Origin of the sequence: Methylorubrum sp. B1-46 (assembly GCF_021117295.1) — a bacterium.
In the GTDB taxonomy this organism is placed as follows: domain Bacteria; phylum Pseudomonadota; class Alphaproteobacteria; order Rhizobiales; family Beijerinckiaceae; genus Methylobacterium.
Genome location: NZ_CP088247.1, coordinates 3185451 through 3207843 on the forward strand (window position 1 = coordinate 3185451; position 22393 = coordinate 3207843).

Below are 22393 nucleotides of genomic sequence, written 5' to 3' on the forward strand. Positions count from 1 at the left end.
GCGGATCGCGGCGCGGCCGAAGCCCGACACGCGAGTCGGCAGCCGGCGCGAACGAGAGGCTCCAGGGGCCGGGAATGTCGAAACGGGACTATTACGAGGTCTTGGGCGTCGCGAAGACGGCCTCGGAGAGCGAGCTGAAGGTCGCCTTCCGCAAGCTGGCCATGGTGCATCATCCGGACCGCAATCCCGGCGACAAGGAAGCCGAGATCAAGTTCAAGGAAGTCAACGAGGCCTATCAGTGCCTCTCCGACGGCCAGAAGCGCGCGGCCTACGACCGCTTCGGCCACGCCGCCTTCAGCCAGGGCGGCGCGGGCGGCCCCGGATTCGGCAACGAGTTCGGCGACTTCATGTCGGACATCTTCGAGAACTTCTTCGGGGATGGTCGCGGCGCACCGGGCGGCGGACGCGGGCGCGGCGGTGCGCCCGGCCGCGAGCGCGGGGCGGACCTGCGCTACAACCTCGAGATCAGCCTCGAAGAGGCGTTTGCCGGCAAGACCGAGACCATCCGGATCCCGACCTCGATCGCCTGTGAGACCTGCTCGGGCACGGGGGCCAAGGCTGGATCGAAGGCGCGCACCTGCTCGACCTGCGGCGGCTACGGCCGGGTGCGGGCAGCGCAGGGCTTCTTCGCCATCGAGCGGACCTGCCCGAACTGCCACGGGCGCGGCGAGGTGGTGGACGATCCCTGTCCGTCCTGCTCCGGCGCCGGCCGGGTCAACCGCGAGCGCACGCTCTCGATCAACGTGCCGGCGGGTGTCGATGACGGCCTGCGCATCCGGCTCGCGGGCGAGGGCGAGAGCGGCCTGCGCGGCGGACCGTCGGGCGACCTCTACGTCTTCCTCTCGATCAAGCCACACCCCTTCTTCCAGCGCGACGGGGCCGACCTGTTCTGCCGCGTGCCGATCTCGATGGTGACGGCGGCGCTCTCGGGCGAGATCACCGTGCCGGTGATCGACGGCTCGCAGACGCAGGTCCGCATCCCGGCCGGCACGCAGACCGCCAAGCAGTTCCGCATCAAGGGCAAGGGCATGCCGGTGCTGCGCTCGCGCGAGGTCGGCGACCTCTACATCCAGGTCTCGGTGGAGACGCCGCAGAACCTGACCAAGCGCCAGCGCGAGCTGCTGCAGGAGTTCGACCAGAGCGCCTCGGACGAGAATCACCCCGAGAGCGCCGGGTTCTTCTCCAAGGTGCGTGACTTCTTCGTGAGCGGTTCCACGCGGGCGTGATCCGCGACGCCCCTCCGGGATCAAACCGGGGGCACCACTGGTTATGATCGCGGCTCATCGCTGCGATCATGCACCCGATGCCGGTCGCGAAGCTTGACTGCCTGCGGGTTTTCGTCGTCTAGCCTGTGCCAACCATGATGAGCCGAGGACCTTCGGACGTGCCGCCGCTTCGCCGTTCCAGTGCCCGCGCCGTCGCCGCCGCACGCGTCATCCGTGAGCGCAAGGATCCGCTGGAGGACGAGGCGCGCTTCCTGCGCTCCTGGTTCGAGCGCCCGCTCGTCACCGGCGCCGTGACGCCCTCGGGCCGGATGCTCGCGCGCACCATGGCCTCCTACGCCGACCCGAACGTCGCCGGCCCCGTGATTGAGCTGGGACCCGGCACCGGCCCCGTGACCGAGGCACTGATCCGCCGCGGCTTCGATCAGGACCGCCTCGTCCTCGTCGAGTTCAATCCTGATTTCTGCACGCTGCTGCGCCGTCGCTTTCCCGGCGTGACGGTGATCGGCGGCGACGCCTACCGGATTCGCGAGACCCTGCGCGACCGGCTCGACGGCCTTTGCGCCGCTACGATCTCCAGCCTGCCGCTGTTCACCAAGCCGCTGGAGCAGCGCCTCGACCTTCTTCAGGGCGCGCACGACCTGATGCATCCGGGCGCGCCCTTCGTGCAGTTCACCTACGCGGTGGTGCCGCCGATCCCGGCCAAGTGCGAGGCGGGCAGCTACACGGCGAGCCGCTCCAACAAGGTCTGGCTCAACCTGCCCCCGGCCCGCGTCTGGGTGTACCGGCGGCCCGAGCCGAAGGCCGGCAGCGTCTGACGTTCCGGACACGACGCGGGCGAAGGAACGATCTTCCGCGCCCCGTCCGCTGCGACTGGTGGAATTCCGAACCAAACAGACCGTGGATCGAGTCGATCTCCGTCACTACGACGGCAGGAGGCACGAGGCCTTCGCTCTTCGTCATCGAGCGGGCGCGGTCTTGTTTCCCATTGTACGGATTCCGCTCAGTACGCGTTCATCCGCCCGGATCTAGCTTCGCTCTCAAGGCCGCCCTGAACGGCCCGATGAACGGAGGTCACACGATGTCGGAACCATCCTCTACACGTCGCTCCCGTTTCGCACTTGCCGTCCTCGCGCTGATGGCCGGCGGCCTCTTCGGCGGCAGCGCCGCCAACGCCGCCCCGCTGGCGCCGGCTCCGGCCACGGCTCTCGCGTCGGAGGCGACGGTCGAAACGGTGCAGTGGCACCACCATCATTTCGGCCACCGCCATCATCCTCGGCACTGGGGGCATCGCCACCACCACCACGGACACTGGGGCCACCATCGCCGCCATTGGGGCCACCATCACCACGGCTGGGGCCATCGCCACCATCATCGCGGCCATTGGGGTCACCGCCGTCACTGGGGCCACCACCATCACTGGTAGACGCACCGGCTTGAAGGGGTTCGGGTGATGCGAGAGCTTCATCCGAACCGTCTCGGGGACGGTGCACCGTTTTCCCGGAATTCCTGACGTTGCCTCCGACGCGAAGGCGCGTCAGCCGAGACGTTCCACCACCGGCTTGCGGGCAGAAGGTGCCTCCCCACCGATCCGATAGGCATCCCGCAGCACCGTCTCGGCCCGCGCCGCGGCAGCCTCGTCCGCCGCATGGACAAGGCCGATCGGATCGCCCTTCGCCAGCCGGTCGCCGGGCCGTGCGAGGCCGGTGAAGCCGACGCGCGGATCGATCGCGTCCTGCGGCCGAGTGCGGCCGCCGCCGAGGCCGATGACCGCGAGGCCGACGGCGCGCGTCTCGATCCGCTCGACCACGCCCGAGGCTTGCGCTGTCACCGGCCGCACCACCGGCGCCCGCGGCAGATAACGGTCCGATGCCTCCACGAAGTCGGACGGCCCGCCGAGGGCCGCCACCATCCGCGAGAACACCGCGCAGGCCGCTCCCGACTCGAGCGCCGCCGTCAGACGCTCCTCCGCCTCCGCACCACTCGCGGCGAGCCCGCCGATGATCAGCATCTCGGCGGCGAGCGCCAGGGTCACGGTATGGAAACGCGGCTCGCGGACGCGGCCGGTGAGGTAATCGACGGCATAGGCCACCTCGACCGCATTGCCGGCGCTGGAGGCGAGCGGCGCGTCCATATCGGTGACGAGGGCGCGGGTGCGCAGCCCCGCGGCATTGGCCACCGTGACGATGCTCTCGGCCAAGGCCCGCGCTTCCGCCCCGCTCGCCATGAAGGCGCCGGAGCCGGTCTTCACGTCCATGACGAGTCCCTGAAGCCCAGCCGCGAGCTTCTTCGAGAGGATCGAGGCGGTGATGAGATCGAGCGATTCCACCGTTCCGGTCACGTCGCGGATCGCGTAGAGGCGCCGGTCGGCGGGCGCGAGGTCGACGGTCTGGCCGATGATGGCGCAGCCGGCCTCCGCCGTGACCTGCCGAAAGCGGTCGAGGCCGGGCGCCACGTCGTAGCCGGGGATGCTCGCGAGCTTGTCCAGCGTGCCACCGGTATGGCCGAGACCGCGCCCGGAGATCATCGGCACGTAGCCGCCGCAGGCCGCCACCATGGCCGCAAGCGGAAGGCTCACGTTGTCGCCGACGCCGCCGGTCGAGTGTTTGTCGAGGACGGGCCCGGGCAGCTCCCAGGCGAGCACGGTGCCCGAATGGGTCATGGCACGGGTCAGTGCCACGCGCTCGTCGCGGGAAAGGCCGCGGAAGAACACTGCCATCGCAAAGGCCGCGGCCTGCCCCTCCGTCACCTCATCCCGCGTCAGGCCCGCGATGAAGCCGGCGATGTCGGCCTCGGTGAGGGCGCGCCCATCGCGCTTGTCGCGGATGATCTCCTGAGGGAGCCTCACGGCGCGGCCTCCAGGGCGCGCACGAGTTCCGCATGGAGTGCGCTGGCGCCGATCCGGAAGGTGCTCGGGCTCACCCAATCCGGTCCCATGATACGATCGGCGAGGGCGAGATAGGCGCCCGCATCCTCGACCCGGCGCAGGCCGCCGGACACCTTGAGCCCCGCCGGCCGATCGCCGTGCGCGCGAAGCGCCGCCAGCATGATCTCGGCCGCGGGCAGTGTGGCCGAAACCGGCGTCTTGCCGGTGGAAGTCTTGATGAAGTCGGCGCCGGCTTCCAGTGACAGGCGGCTCGCCTGCGCGATCAGAGCCGCGTCATCCAGTTCGCCGGTCTCAAGGATCACCTTGAGGAGCCGGCCGGCACAGGCGTCGCGCACGGCCGCGATCATGGCGCGGGCGCTCTCCGCCTCGCCGCGCATCAGCGCGCGGTAGGGCAGGACCAGATCGATCTCATCGGCGCCGTCGGCGAGGGTGGCGCGGGTGTCCGAAACCGCGCGCTCGATGTCGTCAGCGCCCTCGGGAAAATTGATCACGGTGGCGACTCGCACGCCGCTGCCGCGCAGCGACCGAGCCGACTCCGCGACGAAATCAGGCCAAACGCAGACGGCCGCGACGCCGCTCGCAAGGGCCTTGCCGCAAAGGTCTTCGACGGCGGCGGCGGTGGCGGTGTCGCTCAGATCGGTGAGGTCGAGCAACGGTAGGGCGCGCCGGGCCAGAGCTGCCCTGGCCTGGGCCTCGTTGTGTGGGGAAGGGGGAGCTGAAGCGGTCATCTGCGTTCCCTACGCTTCGGGCAGGCGGCCGGCGAAAGCCGCGGCGAGGCGGGCGAGATCCGCCCCGGCCTGGGCCGCGACCGCCTTGGTCTCGGCATGGTGCGGGTCGCCGCCCGCGATTCCCGCCGCGAGGTTGGTCACCACCGAGACCGCGGCCACGGGCAGGCCGAGGAAGCGGGCGAGGATGGTCTCGGGTACGGTGGACATGCCGACGAGGTCGGCGCCGAGGATGCCGGCCATGCGCACCTCGGCGGGCGTCTCGAAGCTCGGACCAGAGAACCACGCATAGACCCCGGTCGCGAGCGGAAGACCGATGTCTTCGGCCGCCGCGCCGAGAGCGGCGCGCAGGCCGGCATCGTAGGCCTCCGTCATCGGCACGAAGCGGGCGTCGCTCGCCTCGCCGATCAGCGGGTTGAAGCCCGACAGGTTGATGTGGTCGGACAGCATCACGAGGCGGCCGGGGCCGACCTCCGGACGCAGCGAGCCGGCGGCGTTGGTGAGCAGGAGCCGTTTCGCCCCCAGCGCCCGCGCCGCGGCGAGCGGCACCCGCATGGCGGCGGCCTCGCCGCGCTCGTAGGCATGGGCCCGTCCCTCGAACACGAGGACCGGCCGCCCCGCAAGGCGTCCGCGATGCAGCCGGCCGCCATGGCCGGTCACGCCGGGCGCAGGGAACCCGGGAACCGCCGCGTAGGCGAGGCTGCGGCGGTCCTCGACCGCCTCGACCAGGGCGCCGAGCCCGGTCCCGGTGACGATCGCCAGGGCATAGGGGGCGGCAAAGCCCTCCGTCCGCAGATAAGCGACCGCCGCTTCCTCAGGCGCCATGGGCGAGATGCTCCGGGCCGAAGGAGGCGGGCAGCAACTGATCGAGCGTGTAGCGGGCCCGCACGGCCTCGGGACTGCCCGAGAAGATCGGCGTGCCGGGATGTGCGAATTCGCGGATGCGCTGGCGGCAGGCGCCGCATGGGGTGACGGGATCGGGACTGTCGGCCAGGACGAGGATCGCGCGGATCTCCCGGCCGCCGGCCGCGATCATCGTGGCGATGGCGCCGGCCTCAGCGCAGGTGCCGACCGGGTAGGCCGCGTTCTCGACGTTGCAGCCGGCATGGATGCCTCCGGCCTCGTCCAGCAGCGCGGCGCCTACGGCAAAGCCCGAATAGGGCGCGTGAGCCCGCGCGCGCACCGCGGCGGCGGCTTCGAACAGGGCATCGAGATCGGGCTCGGTCACGGACCATTCCGGAGCGGCGTGAGGCGCGTGGTTTCGTTTGACCCGAAGGCGGGGGCCTGTCGAGGGGCAGGCACCGACAGAGCCGCGCGAGACTCTCCTTCTCGCATCATCTCATTCCGAAAGCCGCATTCCACCTTTCGGGGTGATGCTCTAAGGCAATCCGAGCGCGCACGGGCGCGGCACCGGGAGCCCACACAATGCTCGGACGCTACGATCGGGGATCGGCCGGCGGCGAGGCCAAGGTCGAGTACGGTGACGGCACCATGCGCGTGGTCAAGCCCGGCACCTATGTGCGCTGCGCGGTGACCGGCGAGCCGATCCCGCTCGACGCCCTGCGCTACTGGAACGTCGATCGCCAGGAGGCCTACGCCACCCCCGAGGCGGCGATGCAGCGCCTGAAGGAAATCGGCGCGGCCCGTTGAGGGCGCACCCGACTCCTCGCGAATCGGCCTGATCAACCGCGTAGCCGGCACCTCGGTCGCCGTGCCGCTGCGCGGGCCTAGAATGACGTCGGTGATGGCCGGGAAGCCGGCTCCCCCACACGTGAACCGAGTTCCCAGCCAAACGACGCCGGGCGTCAGGCATCCGGGAAGGCCGCCGCGAGCTGACGGCGAAGGCCGGCCTCCTCGACGAACGACAGGGCGACACACAGAACGCTCACGGCAAGACGCATATCGGCCGGAAGACGGACCGCATCCTTCTCCGTCGTGACGAGCCCGGCGCCCTCCTTAGCGGCGAGCGCCGACAGCTTCGCCAGATCGCCCGCGCGGAAGGGATGGTGGTCGGGAAAGGCCCGCTCGGCCACGATCTCCGCTCCCAAGCTCCGCAGCGTTTCGAAGAACTTTTGCGGGCGCCCGATCCCGGCGAAGGCCACGACACGCCGACCGGTCCAATCGGCTCCGTCCTCGGGTCGAAGGATGGCGCGATGAACCGGAAGCCCATGGGCCTCCGCCTCGCTCGCCAAAGCCGCACCGGGCGCGCCGTCGCCGACCAGCACGAGGCCGGCAACGTGCGGCCATTGCCGGGCAAGCGGCGCCCGCAGCGGCCCGGCGGGGAAGGGCAGTCCGTTGCCGATCCCGGCGCCGCCATCGACGACCGCGAGCGAGAGCGTCTTGGTCAGGCTCGGATTCTGCAGGCCGTCATCCATGACGATCACGTCGGCGCCGGCCTCGGCGCAGAGGCAGGCGCCGGCCGGCCGGTCGCGGGCGACGACCGTGGTTTCGGCACGCGCCAGCAGCAGCGGTTCGTCGCCGACGTCCGCCGCCCCATGCCGCGCCGGATCGACGATCAGCGGCCCGGCGAGCCGGCCGCCATAACCGCGGCTGAGGAAGGCGGGCGTCCGGCCGATCCCGCGCAGCAGGCGGGCCAGCGCCAGCGCCGTCGGCGTCTTGCCGGCACCGCCGAGGGTGAAGTTGCCCACACAGAGCACCGGGCAGGGTGGGGCTGCGCCGGACCGGTCCATCCGGTCGGCGGTCAGCCCGCCGTAGAACCGCCCGGCGGGGGCCAGCAGCCGGGCGAGGGGATGCGTGGGCGGCCGGGACCAGAAGCCGGGCGGGCGCATCGCGGCCTCAGTCGCGCTCGCGCGCGGAAAGCTTCATCTGCGCGACGTAGGGTTCGAGCACCGCGAAGGTGCGCCCCACCGCGCCCTCGAAGGGCTGGAGCGCGGCCTGCCCCCTGGCCCACATCGCCGCCAGCGCCCGCGGATCGGCGACCAGATCACCGACGGCTGCCAGCAACGCTGCCTCGTCCTCAACGATGCGAGCGCCGCCCCCGGCGTCGAGCGCGCCGTAGGGTTCGTGGAAATTGAAAATGAAGGGGCCGTGCAGGATGGCGCTGTCCAGGCGCACCGGTTCGATCGGGTTCTGGCCCCCGTGCGGCACCAGCGAGCCGCCGAGGAAGACGAGCGGGCAGAGCCGGTAGAACAGGCCGAGCTCGCCGATCGTGTCGGCGACGTAGAGGTCGATCGAAGGCAGCGGGCGCCCGCCCTTGGCGCGCCGGCTCGTCCGCAAACCGGCCTCGGCGGCAATCCGGGCCACCTCCTCGCCCCGGCGCGGATGGCGCGGCACAATCACCGTCAACAGGCGCGGGCAACGCGCCTTCAACCCGGCATGGACGCGAGCGATCACCTCGTCCTCGCCGGGATGGGTGCTGGCCGCAACCCAGACCGGGCGGTCGCCGATCATGTCGCCGAGATAGGCGAGTTGCTGGGAATCGGCGGGCGGCACGGCCGAATCGTATTTGAGATTGCCGACGACATTGATGCGCGGCGCGCCGAGCCGGGCGAAGCGCTCCCCGTCCTCCCGAGTCTGCACGAGGCAGACCGCGATGCGCGACAGCAGCGCCCGGGCAGTATCGGGCGAGCGCATCCAGGCCTTGAACGAGCGCTCCGACATCCGCCCGTTGACGAGCACGAGCGGGATGCCGCGCCGGTGCAGCGAGATGATGGTGTTGGGCCAGATCTCGGATTCGGCGACGATGGCGAGATCCGGCCGCCAATGCGCGAGGAAGCGCTCGATCCAGCGCGGCGCGTCGAGCGGCATGTATTGATGCACGGCGCCGGCCGGCAGGCGCTTGCTCAGGAGATCGGCGGCGCTGCGGGTGCCGGTGGTGACGAGGACCGAGCAGCCGCGGGCGATCATGCCCTCGATCAGCCCGACGAGGGAGAGCGCCTCGCCGATGCTGGCGCCGTGCATCCAGACGAGATGGCCCACCGGCCGCGCCCGGCCCGGCAGGCCGCGCCGCTCGGGGAGCCGCCCCGGATCCTCCTTGCCCCGGCGCGCGCGCCACGCCAGCAGGCCGGCCACCGCCGGCTCGCCGAGATAGAGGCCGTAGCGGTAGGCGCGCAGCGCGACGGGAAGCTTCGGCACCCTCACGCCGGGCTGCCCTGCGGCGCGGCCGCGGCGGGGGCGCCGCCGACCCGATCCGGCCGGCCGACGAGGGTGTAGGCGCGGTCGTGGACGCGGTTCAGCTCGGCCTGGACCCGCTGGCGCAGGGCGTCGATCTCATCGGGCGAGACCTCACGGGGGACGAAGGTCGCCTCGCCGAACACCATAGCGCCGCGGCCGAAAGGCAGGCCGAGGCAGGCCCGGTCCCAGGAATTGAAGCGGATGTGCCGGCTCGTCACCACCGCCACCGGCACGATGGGGGCTCCGGAGAAGCGCGCGAGCATGATGATCCCGGCATCGCACACGCGGGAGACCTTGGGCACGTCGGCCGAGAAGGCGACCGTCTCGCCACCCCTCAGCGCCTTGACCATTGCCCGCAACCCGTCGGCGCCGCCCTTGGCGCGAACGTCCTTGACCGCGCGACCGCGGGCGCCGGAGGCGCGCATCACCCGCACCCCCAGCCGCTCCAGAGCCATGGTGTTGATGTTGCCGTCGGGCGAGCGGGAGATGATCGTGGCGACCCGGTCCTGCGGACGGCTCATGAACGAGATCATGATGTGCTGCCCGTGCCACATCGCCGCGATGAACGGGCCGTAGCTGTCGAGCCGCGCATAGGCATCCGCCGGCTCGATGGTGAACCGGTTGGTGCGCCGCACGAGCTTCAGATAGCCCGAGGCGATGTGGCTGAGCACCCGCTGAACGCCGGGCTTTCGGCCGATGGTCTTGATCAGGCCCATGGGATCGGATCGCCTGTTCCGATTCGTCGTTGCCGGATTCCGCCGCCGGTCACGCCAGACGGTAAGGGAGCGGCGGCTGTCTACCCCCGACCTCTCTGTCGAAGCAACGGAGGGAATGGCCTCTCTTAAGCGAGGCCACCCCGCATGAGGCGGGTGGGACCGTTCGGATCGGCGCGGCGGAGTGCCCGATATTGACGCGGACGCGTGTTGACGCGATGCGGGACGGCGCATGTTCCGTCTTGCTCATCTCACCGACCCCCATGTCGGGCCGCTGCCGCGGCCGCGCCTGCGCCAGCTTCTCAGCAAGCGGGCGACCGGCTACGTGAACTGGCGCCGGGGCCGCGGGCGCCACCACGACATGGACCTGCTCGGCGCCCTCGTCGCCGACCTGCACGGCCAGGGGGTGGACCATGTCGCTTGCACCGGCGACCTGTGCAATCTCGGCCTCCCCGACGAGTGGGAGAGCGCCCGTGTCTTCCTGGAAGCGCTGGGGCCGGCCGAGCGGGTCAGCTTCGTGCCCGGCAACCACGACGCCTATGTCCGCGGCTCACTGGAGGGGCTGCTCGCCGCCTGCGGCGGCTGGACGGAGGCCGACGACGGGCAGGCCCGTCTCTTTCCCTACCTGCGGCGGCGCGGGCCGCTCGCCCTGGTCGGTCTGTCCTCGGCGATCCCGACCAAGCCTTTTGTGGCGAGCGGACGCCTCGGCGTGCCGCAGATCGAGGCCGCCGAGCGCCTGCTGCGCGACCTCGCGATGGCGCCGGACCGGCCCTGCCGGGTGGTGATGATCCACCACCCGCCCCATCCGGGCGGAGCCGCCTCGGGACGGGAACTGAAGGACGCCGCCGCCTTCGCAGCGATGATTGGACGGGCCGGAGCGGATCTGATCCTGCACGGGCACAACCATGTCGGCACGGTGGCGCAGATCCCCGGACCGGACGGTCGTCCGGTTCCGGTGGTGGGTGCGCCCTCGGCCTCGGCGCGCACCCTGCTCACCAACCGGCGCGCCTCCTACTACCTCTACACGGTCACGCCGGCCGAGATCGGCTTCCGCATCGCCGTGACCGAGCGCGGACTCGACGAGGCGGGCGGCATCGGCGAATTGTCGGGCTTCGACATCGAGACCCCTCCGGCGGACCGGATCGGGATCGTCCATCGGCGGCGGCTGCGCCGGGGCTGATCCGCACCCCTGCGCCCTAGTCAGATCGCGCCCATCTTCGACAGGCCGCTGGCGCGAGGCAGGGGGCGGAGCAGGCTCTTTACCTGCGAGAACGGCCGCGGCCGGTTGATCACCTCGTCGAGGCGCGACCACAGCGTCTTGGGCGAGAACGGCTTGGCGATGATCTCGTTGACGCCGAGCGCGATCGCCCGATCGACGACGTTGCGGCGCGGCTGGGCCAGCATCAGGATGATCGGCACCGTCGGCGAGGGCGAGGTGGCGGGCGTGCGCGCCAGCCGGATGAACTCCTCGCCCGAGAGGATCGCCAGATCCCAATCGATGATGGTGAGGTCCGGCTTGCTCTCGGCGAGCACGCCGAGCGCCTCCGCACCGTCGGGTGCCTCCAGCACGCGCTTGATGCCGACGCGCATCAGCATGTCGCGCACGATGCGGCGGATGTAGAGGCTCTCGTCCACGACGAGGGCGGAAAGGTCCGGGAAGGTCGGAGTTGCGATCATCGGCGGCCGGCGCCCGGTTCTGATCCGGAGCGTTTCGGGCCGAGTCTTACGCGCCGTCCGGTTTGCGTTTTCCTAAAGCGTGACGGAACTCTGGGAATCAGATGCGCGAGAATCGTTTTCGTTGACGTCCCTTGCGTGCAATCCGGATCAACACCTCGATCGTCCCCAAAAGGGGTACGTACGCAGTTTCACCGCGAAAATGCGGAGCCTGGAGCACGGATCGGTTAGAAGATCCTTGCGGTACGGACGGGATTGCGTCAGACCTGTGGCATCGCTCCCGGTAGCCGCAGCCGGGGGGATGATAGTGCGGCGCGTCGGCTGTCTCGAGATAGCGCGCACGCGGTATTCGAGACTTGGCGGGCGGACGGTTTTTGCGAGCTTTCAATGGGACGTGGTCGTGATTTCAGGGGGCCGCAGAAGCGCGGCTTCGATGAGGGTGGTGCCGAGCCGCGTTGGCCGGATGAACTGCCCCCCAGCGGCGGTGACCGCTTCGGCGGCGGCGGCGGTGGCAACCGCTTCGGTGGCGGCGGTGGCGGCGGCGGCTTCGACCGCGGCCCGGCGCGCGCACCCGCGGCCCCGTCGGGTCCGGAGCGTGACGCGACGGTCAAGTGGTTCAACAAGGAGAAGGGCTTCGGCTTCGTGGAGCTTGGTGACGGCTCCGGCGATGCCTTCCTCCACATCCGCGCGGTCGAGGCCGCCGGTCACGACGACCTCCTGCCCGGCACGCGCCTGACGGTCCAGACCGCTCAGGGCCAGAAGGGTCCGCAGGTCACGGCGGTGACCACCGTCGACACCTCCACGGCCGAGGCGGCTCCGCCCCGGCGCGAGGGCCCGCGCTTCGGCGGCGGCGACCGCTTCGGCGGTGGCGGGGACCGTTTCGGCGGCGGTGACCGCTTCGGCGGCGGCCGTGACCGCTTCGGCGGTGCCGGCGGCGGTGGCGGCGGTGGACGTTTCGCCTCCGGTCCGTCAGTCGAGATGACCGGCACCGTGAAGTGGTACGACCCGGCCAAGGGCTTCGGCTTCGTGTCGGTGAACGACGGCGGCAAGGACGTGTTCGTCCACCGCTCGGCGCTCTCTCGCGCCGGCCTCGACTCCCTGGCCGAGGGCCAGCAGGTCACCCTCGGCGTGGTCGAGGGCCAGAAGGGCCGCGAGGCTTCGAGCATCACCGTCGAGTACTGATCGACGTCAAAAACTTCGATGACGGACGCGGCGGCCTCAGGGCCGCCGTTTTCGTTTGGCGCGTAGACCGCACCGACCGCCTTCGGGCGGCAGACATCACGATGGGACACGCGATGCGTCGAACCGTGAGCGCCCTTGGCCTGCTCCTCCTCTTCGCGGCACCGGCCGCGGCTGAGGATTTCACCGGCTTCTATGCCGGCGTGAATGCGGGATGGGCGTTAGAGCGCGGCGAGCGCGATTCGGCGACGCCCGGTCTGCCGGGCGGGATCCGGCCGGAAGAGGTGCTTCCGCCCAGCGTGGCGCGGGCCCAGGAGCGCTACGCGCCGGAGCCCCGCCCCGCCGGACGGCGCTGAGGTCGCCCGGCGCGCTCGGTCAGCCGTTCCGCCTGTAGCGCTCGGCCACCAGGGCATGGGCGAGGCGGGCGGTCTGCACCTCGCCCCCCTCGGGCCGGCCGGGCTTGGTCGAGGGGTTCCAGCCGTACAGGTCGAAATGCACGTGCGCCCGCGTCCGGCGCACGAAGCGGCGCAGGAACAGGGCTGCGGTGATCGCTCCGGCGAAGCCGCCGCCCGGCGCGTTGTTGAGGTCGGCCACCTTCGAATCGAGCAGGCTCGCGTAGGGCGGGTGCAGCGGCAGGCGCCAGACCGGGTCGTTGACCCGCAGGCCCGCCTCCGCGACGGCGCCCGCCAGTGCCTCATCCTCGGTGAAGAAGGCCGGCAGGTCTGGGCCCAGTGCGACGCGGGCGGCGCCGGTAAGCGTCGCGAAATCGAGGATGAGGTCCGGCTCCTCGGCATCGGCCAGCGCCAGGGCGTCGGCGAGGATCAGGCGTCCCTCCGCATCGGTGTTGCCGATCTCCACCGTGAGACCGGCGCGGGAGCGGATCACGTCGCCGGGGCGGAAGGCGTCGCCGGCAATGGCGTTCTCGACGCTCGGCACGATCAGCCGAAGCCGCACCGGCAGGCCGGCGCCCATGATCATCTCCGCCGCCGCGAGCGCCGCAGCGGCGCCACCCATGTCCTTCTTCATCAGCAGCATATTGGAGGCCGGCTTGATGTCGAGCCCGCCGGTGTCGAACACCACGCCCTTGCCCACCAGCGTCACCCGCGGTGCGTCCTCTTCGCCCCAGGTCAGGTCGATGAGGCGAGGCGCTCGCGGCGAGGCAGCGCCGACCGCGTGGACGAGAGGAAACTCCTTCGCCAGCTCAGCGCCGTGGGTGACGGCCACCCTCGCGTCGAACCGCTCGCCGACGGCGTGCACGGCCGCCTCCACCTCGGCCGGGCCGAGGTCGTTGGCGGGAGTGTTGACAAGGTCCCGCCCGGCCGCGACCGCGCGCGCGACACGGCCGACCGCCGCCGCATCGACGCCTTCCGGCGCCACGAGGCGCGGGGGCGGCTCGCCCGGCTTGCGGTAGCGATCGAACCGGTAGCTGCCGAGCAGCCAGGCCAGCGCCGCCTCACCGGAATCGAGGGCGTCGCAGGGCTCGAGACGGTAATCGCCGGCGGGCAGGGCGCCCGGCAGCTTGCCGGCGAGGAACCGGTCGCGATGTCCCTGTCCAGCCTCGCCGAGCCCGAGCAGCACGAGGCCGAGCCCGCCGTCCTCGCCCGGCAGCAGCGCGACGCGACCCGCCTTCGGCGCGAAGCCGGTGGCAGCAGCAAAGTTGCGCTGGAGCAGGGGCAGGCCGGCCTCGACCGCGGCCCATCCGTCCACCGAGACGCAGCGAATCGGGACTGCGCCCGCGGTTGCATCGAGGAGGGCGGGTCCGGACTGGGTCGGGTCTGAGGTCATGGAAAATAAGCTTAACCGGCCATTAGGGTTAACGCTCTATCACCCCGGCATCGGTACGGCGCAAGCGCCGGCCGCGGGATTGGGGGAGAGGACAACATGACCGGCATCTGCGGCAGGGCCCCGAGCCAGCCTGGAACGGTCCGCACCCGCCGCCTGCTCGCCCTGGTTCTGGTGGGCCTGGGACTCGCCGGCTGCCAGACCCGGTCCCCGGAGACGACGGGCTCGATCAGCAGCCTCAACCCGTTCGGCAAGAGCCGCCCGGAGCGCTCGCCCCGCGCCGAGGTCGAGGCTCTGGCGGAGCGCTACAACGCCGATCCGAGCGATGCGCGCAACGCGATGCGCTACGCCGCGGCGTTGCGCGCCACCGATCAGAAATCGCAAGCGGTCGCGGTGCTGCAGCAGCTTGCGCTGCGCAACCCGAAGGACAAGGCGGTGCTCGCGGCCTACGGCAAGAGCCTCGCCGATGCCGGCCGCTACGGGGAGGCCAACGAGGTCCTCCAGAACGCTCACAGCCCGGCCCAGCCCGATTGGCGCGTGCTCTCCGCGCAGGGAATGGTGGCGGACGAGACCGGCGACCACGCGAGGGCGCAGAGCCTCTACGACGCAGCTCTCAAGATCGCGCCGAACGAGCCGCGCGTCCTGTCGAATCTCGGCCTGTCCTACGCCCTCTCCCGCCGCCTCGAGGAGGCCGAGACGACCCTGCGCCTCGCGGTCGGCCAGCCGAAGGCGGATGCCCGCGTGCGCCAGAACCTCGCTCTGGTGCTCGGCCTCAAGGGCCGCTACGACGAGGCGGAGCAGGTCCTGGCCCAGGACCTCGGCCCGGCGGAAGCGGCGGCCAATGTGCGGGAGCTGCGTGCCATGGCGGCCCGGCGCGCGGCACCGAAGACGGCGCAGGCACCGAGCCCCGCTCCGAGCCGGCAGTTGGCGCGGACGGTGATCCAGTAAGCCGAGGTTCTTCGCCCTTCGACCTTGACGAATCCGGTGCGTCTCCCCTATAGGCTCGCCACTTCCATAGGACTCCGCCGGTATCGATTGTCGCGAGGGTTCGACGCCCTCGGCGCGAGAGCCGTGTGGCATTGCCGAAACGCTTCAGCGCCGAGACCCGGCCTAACGTTGACAGGACTGTAACGATGTCGCGTCGCTGCGAACTCACGGGCAAGGCCGTCCAGGTCGGCCACCTCGTGAGCCACTCGAACCGGAAGACCAAGTGCCGGTTCCTTCCGAACCTCTGCAACGTCACGCTGCAGTCGGATGCCCTCAACCGCCGCGTCCGCCTGCGGGTGACCGCCCACGCGCTGCGCTCGGTCGAGCACCGCGGCGGCCTCGACGCCTTCCTCGTCAAGGCGCGCGAGATCGAGCTGTCGCAGACCGCCCGCCTGCTCAAGCGCGACATCGAGAAGAAGCTCGCCGAGACCGCGACGCCCGCCGCCGCGTAAGTCCGCCGGGTCCGCAGCGGCCCGCACTTCTTCCAAAATGAATCGGGAGGCCACCGGATGCGCGGATCGCGCCCGGTGGCTTTTTCCGTTCGACAAGGCCCAAGCTGCCGATGACGGCGCTCACCCTCATCCTCCCGATCTTCGGCCTCGTCCTCGTCGGTTGGCTGGCCTCGCTCACCAAGATCATCTCCGAGCGGGTCGGCGACGGGCTCTCCGAATACGTCTTCTCGCTGGCGGTGCCGGCGCTGATCGTCTCGACGCTGACGCGGCCGGGCCTCACGGGCGAGATCGCCTGGGGCTACTGGGCGAGCTATTTCGGCGGGGCCGCGATCGCCTGGGCCACCGGCTCGCTGATCGGGCGCCGCACCGCGGGTGTGGACCGGCGCGGCGCCGTGCTGCACGGCTTCGCCGCGAGTCAGTCGAACACCGTCTTCGTCGGCGTGCCGATGATTCTCCAGGCCTATGGCGAGTCGGGCGCCTTCCCGCTCTTCATGCTGCTGGCCGTCCACCTGCCGCTGATGATGGGCGCGGCCACCTTCCTGATCGAGTCGGAGGGCGAGCGGCCCTTGAGCCAGCGTCTCAGGGCGCTCGGACTGGTGCTGGCCAAGAATCCGATCTTCCTGGGGCTCGCGGTCGGCATGGCGATGAAGGCGACCGGGCTCTCGCTCTCCGGCATCCCGAAGGCACTGATCGATTCGATCGGCGGCACCGCTTCGACCTGCGCGCTGATCGCGCTCGGCGCCGGCCTGACCCGCTACAAGGTGCTGCACGACCTGCCGGGTGCCAGCATCGTCGCGGCGCTCAAGCTCGGCCTGCACCCGCTCGCGGTCTACCTCCTGGCCTTCCACGTCTTCACCATGCCGCCGGCCTATGCCGGCGTGGCCGTGCTGTTCGCGGCGATGCCGGTGGGCATCAACGCCTACCTGCTCGCCGCCCGCTACAAGAGCGAGCAGGGGCTTGTCGCCGCCGCCGTGCTGGTCTCGACACTGGCTGCCACCGCGACGACGGTCGGCTGGCTGATGCTGCTCGGGCGGGGATGACCGGCCTCACGTTGACCCCGGCCCCCGCCCTCCATAGGTTGCCCGCTCTCGCGCCCCGGCCCGGATGGCCGGTGCGGCGCCCGTCCTGAACCCCGAAAAGCATTCGATGTCCGCGCCCCTTCGTCTCGACCCCGATATTCTGGAGGCTGCCGCCTCCGCCGCCGCCTGGCCGTTCGAGGAGGCGCGCAAGCTCGTGGCGCGGCTGGAGAAGAAGCCGAAGAGCGAGGTGCTGTTCGAGACCGGCTACGGCCCCTCGGGCCTGCCGCATATCGGCACCTTCGGCGAGGTAGCCCGCACCTCGATGGTGCGCCACGCCTTCCGCGTGCTGACCAACGATGCGGTGCCGACCCGGCTGATCGCCTTCTCGGACGACATGGACGGCCTGCGCAAGGTGCCGGACAACGTGCCGAACCGGGAGATGCTGCGCGACGCGCTCAACCTGCCGCTGACCAAGGTGCCGGACCCGTTCGGCACGCATGACAGCTTCGGCGCGCACAACAACGCGGAGCTGCGCCGCTTCCTCGACGCCTTCGGCTTCGACTACGAGTTCCGCTCGGCCACCGAGTGCTACGCCTCCGGCGTCTTCGACGACACGCTGCGCCTCGTCCTCGAGCGCTACGACGCGGTGATGGCGATCATGCTGCCCTCGCTGCGGGCCGAGCGCTCGGCGAGCTACTCGCCCTTCCTGCCGATCCATCCCGTCACCGGCCACGTCATGCAGGTGTCGATCGACGAGGTGAGACCGAGCGCCGGCACCATCGTCTGGCGCGATCCGGCGACGAACGAGATCTACGAGACGCCGGTCACCGGCGGGCACGCCAAGCTGCAATGGAAGCCCGACTGGGCGATGCGCTGGGTCGCGCTCGGCGTCGATTACGAGATGGCGGGCAAGGACCTGATCGATTCGGTGAAGCTCTCGGGCCAGATCGCCCGTGCGCTCGGCGCCGAGCCCCCCGAAGGCTTCAATTACGAGCTCTTCCTCGACGAGAAGGGCCAGAAGATCTCGAAGTCGAAGGGCAACGGCCTGACGATCGACGAGTGGCTGACCTACGCGACCCCTGAGTCGCTCGCGCTGTTCATGTACAACAAGCCGCGGGAGGCCAAGCGCCTGTTCTTCGACGTGATCCCGCGCCACGTCGACGAGTACGACAACTTCCTCGGCCGCTTCGCCGGCCAGGAAGCGAAGCACCGGCTCGGCAACCCGGTCTGGCACCTGCACGCGGGCGCGCCGCCGGCGGTCGAGACCATCGACGAGGCCGGCACGACGCTCTCTTTCGGCATGCTGCTCAACCTCGTGGCGGTGGCCAATGCCGAGGACGAGGCGGTTTTGTGGGGCTTCATCCGCCGCTACGCGCCGAATGTCGGGCCGGAGACGCATCCCAAGCTCGCCGGGCTCGTGACGCGGGCGCTCGCCTATTACCGGGACTTCGTGCGCCCGCAGAAGCAGTACCGCGCCCCGACCGAGGAGGAGGCCGCGGCCTTGCGCGACCTGTCCGACACGCTCGCCGAGCACGAGGGCTCGACCGACCCAGAGGCGCTGCAGGCGATCGTCTACGAGGTCGGCCGGCGCCACTTCCCCGACCTGTCCGGCAAGGCCAAGAGCCCGGACGGGCGGCCGGGCGTGTCGAAGACATGGTTCGCCTCGATCTACAACGTGCTGTTCGGGGAGGCGCAGGGACCGCGCTTCGGCTCCTTCATCGCGCTCTACGGAATCGCCGGCACGCGGGCGCTGATCGAGAAGGCGCTGAGCGGCGCCCTGGTCGCCGAGCACGCGGCCTTCCTCGACAGCCGCAAGGCCGCGGCGGAGTGAGCGTGAGACCGGGCAGCAAAGTGAGGAGGAAGGCCTTGGCAGGCATTCTCGGCGTCCTCGCCGCCCTGTTCGGGACGTCCGCCTCGGCCCAGGTGGCGCAGGGCATCAAGGCCTATGCACGGGGCGACTTCCCGGCGGTGATGCGCGCCTTCGAGGCGGGCGCGGCGAAGGGCGACCCGCAGGCGCTCTACAATCTCGGCGTCGCCTACGCGGAGGGCCGTGCCGTTCCGGCCGACCCGGTGCGCGCTCTCGACTACTACCGGCAGGCGGCGGAGGGCGGCAGCATGCTCGCCGCGTTCAACCTGGGCCAATCCTATCGCAAGGGCCAGGGCGTCGCCGTCGACCCGGCGCAGGCCGCGCGCTGGTACGAGCGGGCGGCCAAGGGTGGCCACTACAAGGCCGGCAACGAACTCGGCATTCTCTACATCGAGGGAAAGGGCGTACCGCGCGATACCGTCGAGGGCATGGCCTGGATCTATCCGGCGACCCACGCCTCGATCATGGATGAGTCCGCCATGGCCAATGCCATCCAGGCGGCCGGCATGCTCGACCGCGCCCAGATCCAGGAGGCGCAGGCGCGCGGGAAGACCTACTTCCAGCGCTACATTGCGCCGAACCAGGCGGTGGTACGGGCGATCTCCGGGCGCTGAGACAGGCCGGTCGGCTCGAAGCCGGCCACGCCACGGCTCAGGAGCACCATCACATCAGGAAAGATCGGCCGGTCGGCTTTCGATCGTCGCATGATATGGCTTGAGATCGATCTCGGCGACGCCCGGCATGGCCAGCTTATCGGCAATGCGCCGCCGCCCGTCGAGTTGCCGCGTCCCCGCATCGAGCCCGGCCGCTAGTCCGATGCCGGCGGCATAGGCCACGACGTTCCAGACGGAAAAGATGCGCCCGAGCAGCAACTGCCCCGCCAGCGTCAGGCGGAACGCGTCGAGTCCCGGCGTATGGACGAGGCGGAACAGCTCGACCAGTACCGCGATGAGCCCGGCGGCGACCGCGAGCCGGCCGACGGGCGCGGCCGGGCGGAGGAAGGCGATGAGCCCGTAGACCATCGCCCCCCACAGCACCGAGCCCGCATATTTCACGACCTCCCGCGGCAGGCCGAACGGCAGGTAGCGCACGCCGATGCCCGCCACGATCACGGCCAGGACGGCGGCGAGGAGGAGGATGCGGCGGGATCGGAGGATCGGCATCGCGGTGCGGCGGTTTACAGGGCGGGAGCCGCCCGGTATCACCCCCGGCCACACCGACAAACGAGTTTCACACCAGATGCGCGCCGAGATCGAGCAGGCCTCGGATGCCGCCAAGCAGTCTATAGGGCTGCTGAGGAGGCATCTTTGACTGGGACACCGTCGATAAACGCCTCGCGGAGCTAAACGCGGCTTCCGAGAATCCCGACCTCTGGAACGATCCGGAGGCCGCGCAGAAGGTCATGCGCGAGCGCCAGGAGCTCGACGAGGCCGTCACCGCGATCAAGAAGCTCGAGCAGGATCTCGAGGACGCCGCGACGCTGATCGAACTCGGCGAGATGGAGGGCGACCAGGCCTCCATCACCGAGGGCGAGAACGCGATCAAGGCAGTCGAGAAGGAGGCTGCGAGCCGGCAGGTCGAGACCCTTCTCTCCGGCGAGGCCGACGGCTTCGACACCTATCTCGAAGTCCATGCCGGCGCCGGCGGCACCGAGAGCCAGGACTGGGCGAACATGCTCCAGCGCATGTATGCCCGCTGGGCCGAGCGGCGGAAGTTCAAGGTCGAGATCGTCGAGATGACCGACGGCGAAGAGGCCGGGATCAAGGGCGCCACGCTCCTGATCAAGGGCCACAACGCCTATGGCTGGCTCAAGACCGAATCGGGCGTGCATCGCCTCGTGCGGATCTCGCCCTACGATTCCAACGCGCGGCGGCACACCAGCTTTGCCAGCGTGTGGGTCTATCCGGTCATCGACGACCGGATCGAGATCGAGATCAAGGAATCCGACTGCCGCATCGACACCTACCGGTCGTCGGGCGCGGGCGGCCAGCACGTCAACACGACCGATTCGGCGGTGCGCATCACGCACAACCCGACCGGCATCGTCGTGGCCTGCCAGCAGGAGCGCTCGCAGCACAAGAACCGGGCCACCGCCTGGAACATGCTGCGCGCCCGCCTCTACGAGGCAGAGTTGAAGAAGCGGGAAGAAAAGGCCAACGCCGAAGCGGCCTCGAAGACGGAGATCGGCTGGGGTCACCAGATCCGCTCCTACGTGCTCCAGCCGTATCAGCTCGTGAAGGACCTGCGCACCGGCACGCAATCGACCGACCCGGACGAGGTGCTCGACGGCGACCTCGACCCGTTCATGGAAGCCTCGCTGGCGCAGCGCGTCTTCGGCGGCAGCGAAGAGGTCGCGGATATCGACTGACGCTCTCCTCCCCGCTTGGGGAGGAGACCTTCGCCCTCAATCGGCGAAGACGAGTTGCGCCCCGGCGCGGAGAAACCGCTGGGGATCGACCGGCTCGCCGTCGATGCGGGTCTCATAATGCAGATGGCTGCCGGTAGAGCGGCCGGTCGAGCCCGCAAACCCGACGACGGTGCCCGCCTCGACCCGCTGCCCGACCGAGACGGCGGTGCCGGACAGGTGCGCGTAGCGGGTGACGAGGCCGCGGCCGTGATCGACCTCGACCATGTTGCCGTAGCCGCCGGCATACTCGGACGCGGTGACCCGCCCGGCGGCGGTCGCTTGGACCGGAGTACCGGTCTCGATGCGCATATCCACGCCCGTGTGGAGCGCGTAGCCGCGGGTGAACGGATCGAGCCGCGCGCCGAAGCTGCTGGTGAAGGTGAGCTCACCCGGCAGGGGCTGGCGGAAGGGGAGGGCGGCGGCCACCCGGCGCAGATGCGTCTCCTCGTCGATCTGGCGCCGGGCATCGGCCAGGGCGCTCTCGAAAGTGTCGGTGCCGAGCGGGACGAGAGGGCCGCCGACGCCGGCCGGCGGCGCGTCGAAGCGGGCGGGCGAGAGACCGGTGCGGGCGATCAGATCGCGAAATCGCTCGGCGCTGCGCGCGGCCTGCCGGGCCATGCCGGCGACGGTGCGCGATTGGGCCTCGGCGACGCGCTGCAGCGCGTCCTCCAGGCGCGACAGCCGTGCGGCCGAGTCGTGCCCGATGATCTCGACGCGGTCCTCGCCGCCCATGCGCAGTCCCGGCGTCGGGAACGGCTTCCGGACCCGCGGCGCGGTGTCCGCGACCGGAGCTGGGGCCGGCGCCGGTGCGGGCGGAGGATTGTCGATGGACGCCGCCCCGGCGAAGCCGGAGAGCAATCCCTGGCGCTTCTCGATCAGGGCCTGTCGCTCAATGAGGGTTGCGAGCCGGTTCTCGACGCTGCCGCGCGCCGCCACGCTCTCGGCCGCCGACCGGTCGAGCGCGCGCTGAAGCGTGCCGAGCCGTTCCTCGTAGGTGAACTGCATCGCGCTCTGGCGGGAAACGAAGCGGGCCAGCACCTCGTCGTGGAAGACGAGGTAGTAGCTCGCTCCCGCCGCCCAGAGCGTCGAGACGGCCAGTCCCAGGCTGAGGGCCACGATGAGGCGGCGCGGCGGTGGGGAAGAGAGGCCGGCGCTGCGGCGGGCCCAGGCAGTCGATGTCATGGCACGTCGGTCGTTCGGTGACGCGGCCGATCACAGACGATTAAGGTTAAGGAAGCTTAGTGCGTCGTCAGGGAGCCGGTGCCGGGACGATACACCGGGCCCCATTTGTCGAAGCGGCGTTTCGGAAATGGAAGCGAAGCTTCTGCGTGTGAAAGCTCAACA

The 22393-nt window shown here is 70.5% G+C and carries 24 protein-coding genes; 13 read left to right on the forward strand and 11 right to left on the reverse strand.

The annotated features are described in order from the left end of the window. Positions 1-74 precede the first annotated feature (74 nt). The 3 genes from dnaJ (at position 75) to LPC10_RS14725 (ending at position 2649) form a co-directional block, all read left to right on the forward strand. Positions 75-1226, forward strand: a complete 1152-nt coding sequence (gene dnaJ, locus LPC10_RS14715) for a molecular chaperone DnaJ (protein ID WP_231342819.1) — start codon at positions 75-77, stop codon at positions 1224-1226. Between the two features lie 158 nt (positions 1227-1384). Next, the gene (locus LPC10_RS14720; protein WP_231342821.1) at positions 1385-2041 is read left to right on the forward strand and encodes a class I SAM-dependent methyltransferase; all 657 of its coding nucleotides are present in this window, start codon (positions 1385-1387) and stop codon (positions 2039-2041) included. A gap of 263 nt (positions 2042-2304) precedes the next feature. Beyond that, positions 2305-2649 (forward strand): hypothetical protein, encoded by a 345-nt coding sequence (locus LPC10_RS14725; protein WP_231342823.1) that lies wholly within the window; start codon positions 2305-2307, stop codon positions 2647-2649. 111 nt (positions 2650-2760) lie between these two features. Here the strand turns inward: LPC10_RS14725 and deoA are convergent, their stop codons facing one another. Genes deoA through LPC10_RS14745 form a run of 4 tightly spaced genes read right to left on the reverse strand, consistent with a single transcriptional unit; the run spans position 2761 to position 6063 of the window. After that, a complete protein-coding gene (gene deoA, locus LPC10_RS14730) occupies positions 2761-4071 on the reverse strand; it encodes a thymidine phosphorylase (protein ID WP_231342829.1) in 1311 nt (436 codons plus the stop codon). Then, positions 4068-4838 (reverse strand): deoxyribose-phosphate aldolase, encoded by a 771-nt coding sequence (deoC, locus tag LPC10_RS14735; RefSeq protein WP_231342831.1) that lies wholly within the window; start codon positions 4836-4838, stop codon positions 4068-4070. The genes deoA and deoC overlap by 4 nt, the downstream gene beginning before the upstream one ends. A 9-nt stretch (positions 4839-4847) precedes the next feature. Further along, positions 4848-5660, reverse strand: coding sequence for a purine-nucleoside phosphorylase (locus LPC10_RS14740; RefSeq protein ID WP_231342832.1), 813 nt, complete (start codon positions 5658-5660; stop codon positions 4848-4850). Next, positions 5650-6063, reverse strand: coding sequence for a cytidine deaminase (locus LPC10_RS14745; protein WP_231342834.1), 414 nt, complete (start codon positions 6061-6063; stop codon positions 5650-5652). Before LPC10_RS14745 ends, LPC10_RS14740 begins: the two co-directional genes overlap by 11 nt. Positions 6064-6260: 197 nt before the next feature. Between LPC10_RS14745 and LPC10_RS14750 the strand changes: the two genes are divergently transcribed. Beyond that, positions 6261-6485, forward strand: a complete 225-nt coding sequence (locus tag LPC10_RS14750) for a DUF2093 domain-containing protein (protein ID WP_231342836.1) — start codon at positions 6261-6263, stop codon at positions 6483-6485. A gap of 155 nt (positions 6486-6640) precedes the next feature. Here the strand turns inward: LPC10_RS14750 and lpxK are convergent, their stop codons facing one another. Genes lpxK through LPC10_RS14765 form a run of 3 tightly spaced genes read right to left on the reverse strand, consistent with a single transcriptional unit; the run spans position 6641 to position 9685 of the window. Continuing rightward, on the reverse strand, positions 6641-7624 hold the full coding sequence (gene lpxK / locus LPC10_RS14755) for a tetraacyldisaccharide 4'-kinase (protein WP_231342840.1): 984 nt from the start codon (positions 7622-7624) through the stop codon (positions 6641-6643). A gap of 7 nt (positions 7625-7631) precedes the next feature. Then, entirely contained in the window at positions 7632-8936 is a 1305-nt protein-coding gene (locus tag LPC10_RS14760; protein WP_231342842.1) for a 3-deoxy-D-manno-octulosonic acid transferase, read from the reverse strand. Further along, entirely contained in the window at positions 8933-9685 is a 753-nt protein-coding gene (locus LPC10_RS14765; RefSeq protein ID WP_231342845.1) for a lysophospholipid acyltransferase family protein, read from the reverse strand. Before LPC10_RS14765 ends, LPC10_RS14760 begins: the two co-directional genes overlap by 4 nt. Positions 9686-9914: 229 nt before the next feature. On the opposite strand from LPC10_RS14765, the gene LPC10_RS14770 reads away from it, so the two are divergent. Further along, complete coding sequence (locus tag LPC10_RS14770) at positions 9915-10862, forward strand: metallophosphoesterase (protein ID WP_231342846.1); 948 nt, start codon at positions 9915-9917, stop codon at positions 10860-10862. Between the two features lie 20 nt (positions 10863-10882). Here the strand turns inward: LPC10_RS14770 and LPC10_RS14775 are convergent, their stop codons facing one another. Further along, positions 10883-11359 (reverse strand): response regulator, encoded by a 477-nt coding sequence (locus tag LPC10_RS14775; RefSeq protein WP_108940816.1) that lies wholly within the window; start codon positions 11357-11359, stop codon positions 10883-10885. Between the two features lie 384 nt (positions 11360-11743). On the opposite strand from LPC10_RS14775, the gene LPC10_RS25585 reads away from it, so the two are divergent. Both LPC10_RS25585 and LPC10_RS14790 read left to right on the forward strand, forming a co-directional pair. Beyond that, positions 11744-12538: a cold-shock protein gene (locus tag LPC10_RS25585; protein WP_305080607.1), complete on the forward strand. Its 795-nt coding sequence runs from the start codon at positions 11744-11746 to the stop codon at positions 12536-12538. A 113-nt stretch (positions 12539-12651) separates the two neighbouring features. Beyond that, the gene (locus LPC10_RS14790) at positions 12652-12891 is read left to right on the forward strand and encodes a hypothetical protein (protein ID WP_231342848.1); all 240 of its coding nucleotides are present in this window, start codon (positions 12652-12654) and stop codon (positions 12889-12891) included. A 19-nt stretch (positions 12892-12910) separates the two neighbouring features. Here the strand turns inward: LPC10_RS14790 and LPC10_RS14795 are convergent, their stop codons facing one another. Next, positions 12911-14320 carry a M17 family metallopeptidase gene (locus LPC10_RS14795; RefSeq protein WP_231342850.1) on the reverse strand — a complete coding sequence of 470 codons (1410 nt, stop codon included), beginning with the start codon at positions 14318-14320 and terminating at the stop codon, positions 12911-12913. Positions 14321-14416: 96 nt separating this feature from the next. On the opposite strand from LPC10_RS14795, the gene LPC10_RS14800 reads away from it, so the two are divergent. The 5 genes from LPC10_RS14800 (at position 14417) to LPC10_RS14820 (ending at position 19256) form a co-directional block, all read left to right on the forward strand. Beyond that, on the forward strand, positions 14417-15265 hold the full coding sequence (locus tag LPC10_RS14800) for a tetratricopeptide repeat protein (RefSeq protein ID WP_231342855.1): 849 nt from the start codon (positions 14417-14419) through the stop codon (positions 15263-15265). Between the two features lie 185 nt (positions 15266-15450). Next, on the forward strand, positions 15451-15756 hold the full coding sequence (rpmB, locus tag LPC10_RS14805; RefSeq protein ID WP_110349860.1) for a 50S ribosomal protein L28: 306 nt from the start codon (positions 15451-15453) through the stop codon (positions 15754-15756). Positions 15757-15866: 110 nt separating this feature from the next. Then, on the forward strand, positions 15867-16796 hold the full coding sequence (locus tag LPC10_RS14810) for an AEC family transporter (protein ID WP_231342856.1): 930 nt from the start codon (positions 15867-15869) through the stop codon (positions 16794-16796). A 106-nt stretch (positions 16797-16902) separates the two neighbouring features. Beyond that, positions 16903-18606 carry a lysine--tRNA ligase gene (locus LPC10_RS14815; RefSeq protein WP_231342858.1) on the forward strand — a complete coding sequence of 568 codons (1704 nt, stop codon included), beginning with the start codon at positions 16903-16905 and terminating at the stop codon, positions 18604-18606. 35 nt (positions 18607-18641) lie between these two features. Then, positions 18642-19256, forward strand: coding sequence for a tetratricopeptide repeat protein (locus tag LPC10_RS14820; protein ID WP_231342859.1), 615 nt, complete (start codon positions 18642-18644; stop codon positions 19254-19256). 54 nt (positions 19257-19310) lie between these two features. On the opposite strand, the gene LPC10_RS14825 is transcribed toward LPC10_RS14820, so the two are convergent. After that, positions 19311-19805 carry a DUF2809 domain-containing protein gene (locus LPC10_RS14825; RefSeq protein WP_231342864.1) on the reverse strand — a complete coding sequence of 165 codons (495 nt, stop codon included), beginning with the start codon at positions 19803-19805 and terminating at the stop codon, positions 19311-19313. Positions 19806-19881: 76 nt separating this feature from the next. On the opposite strand from LPC10_RS14825, the gene prfB reads away from it, so the two are divergent. After that, positions 19882-21010, forward strand: a protein-coding gene (gene prfB / locus LPC10_RS14830; protein WP_108940824.1) for a peptide chain release factor 2 whose coding sequence is annotated in 2 segments (ribosomal slippage) — positions 19882-19950 and positions 19952-21010 — 1128 coding nt in all. Because the reading frame shifts where the segments join, the coding sequence is not laid out codon by codon here. A gap of 36 nt (positions 21011-21046) precedes the next feature. Here prfB and LPC10_RS14835 read toward each other — a convergent pair. Next, a complete protein-coding gene (locus tag LPC10_RS14835) occupies positions 21047-22231 on the reverse strand; it encodes a M23 family metallopeptidase (RefSeq protein ID WP_231342865.1) in 1185 nt (394 codons plus the stop codon). Positions 22232-22393: the final 162 nt, after the last annotated feature.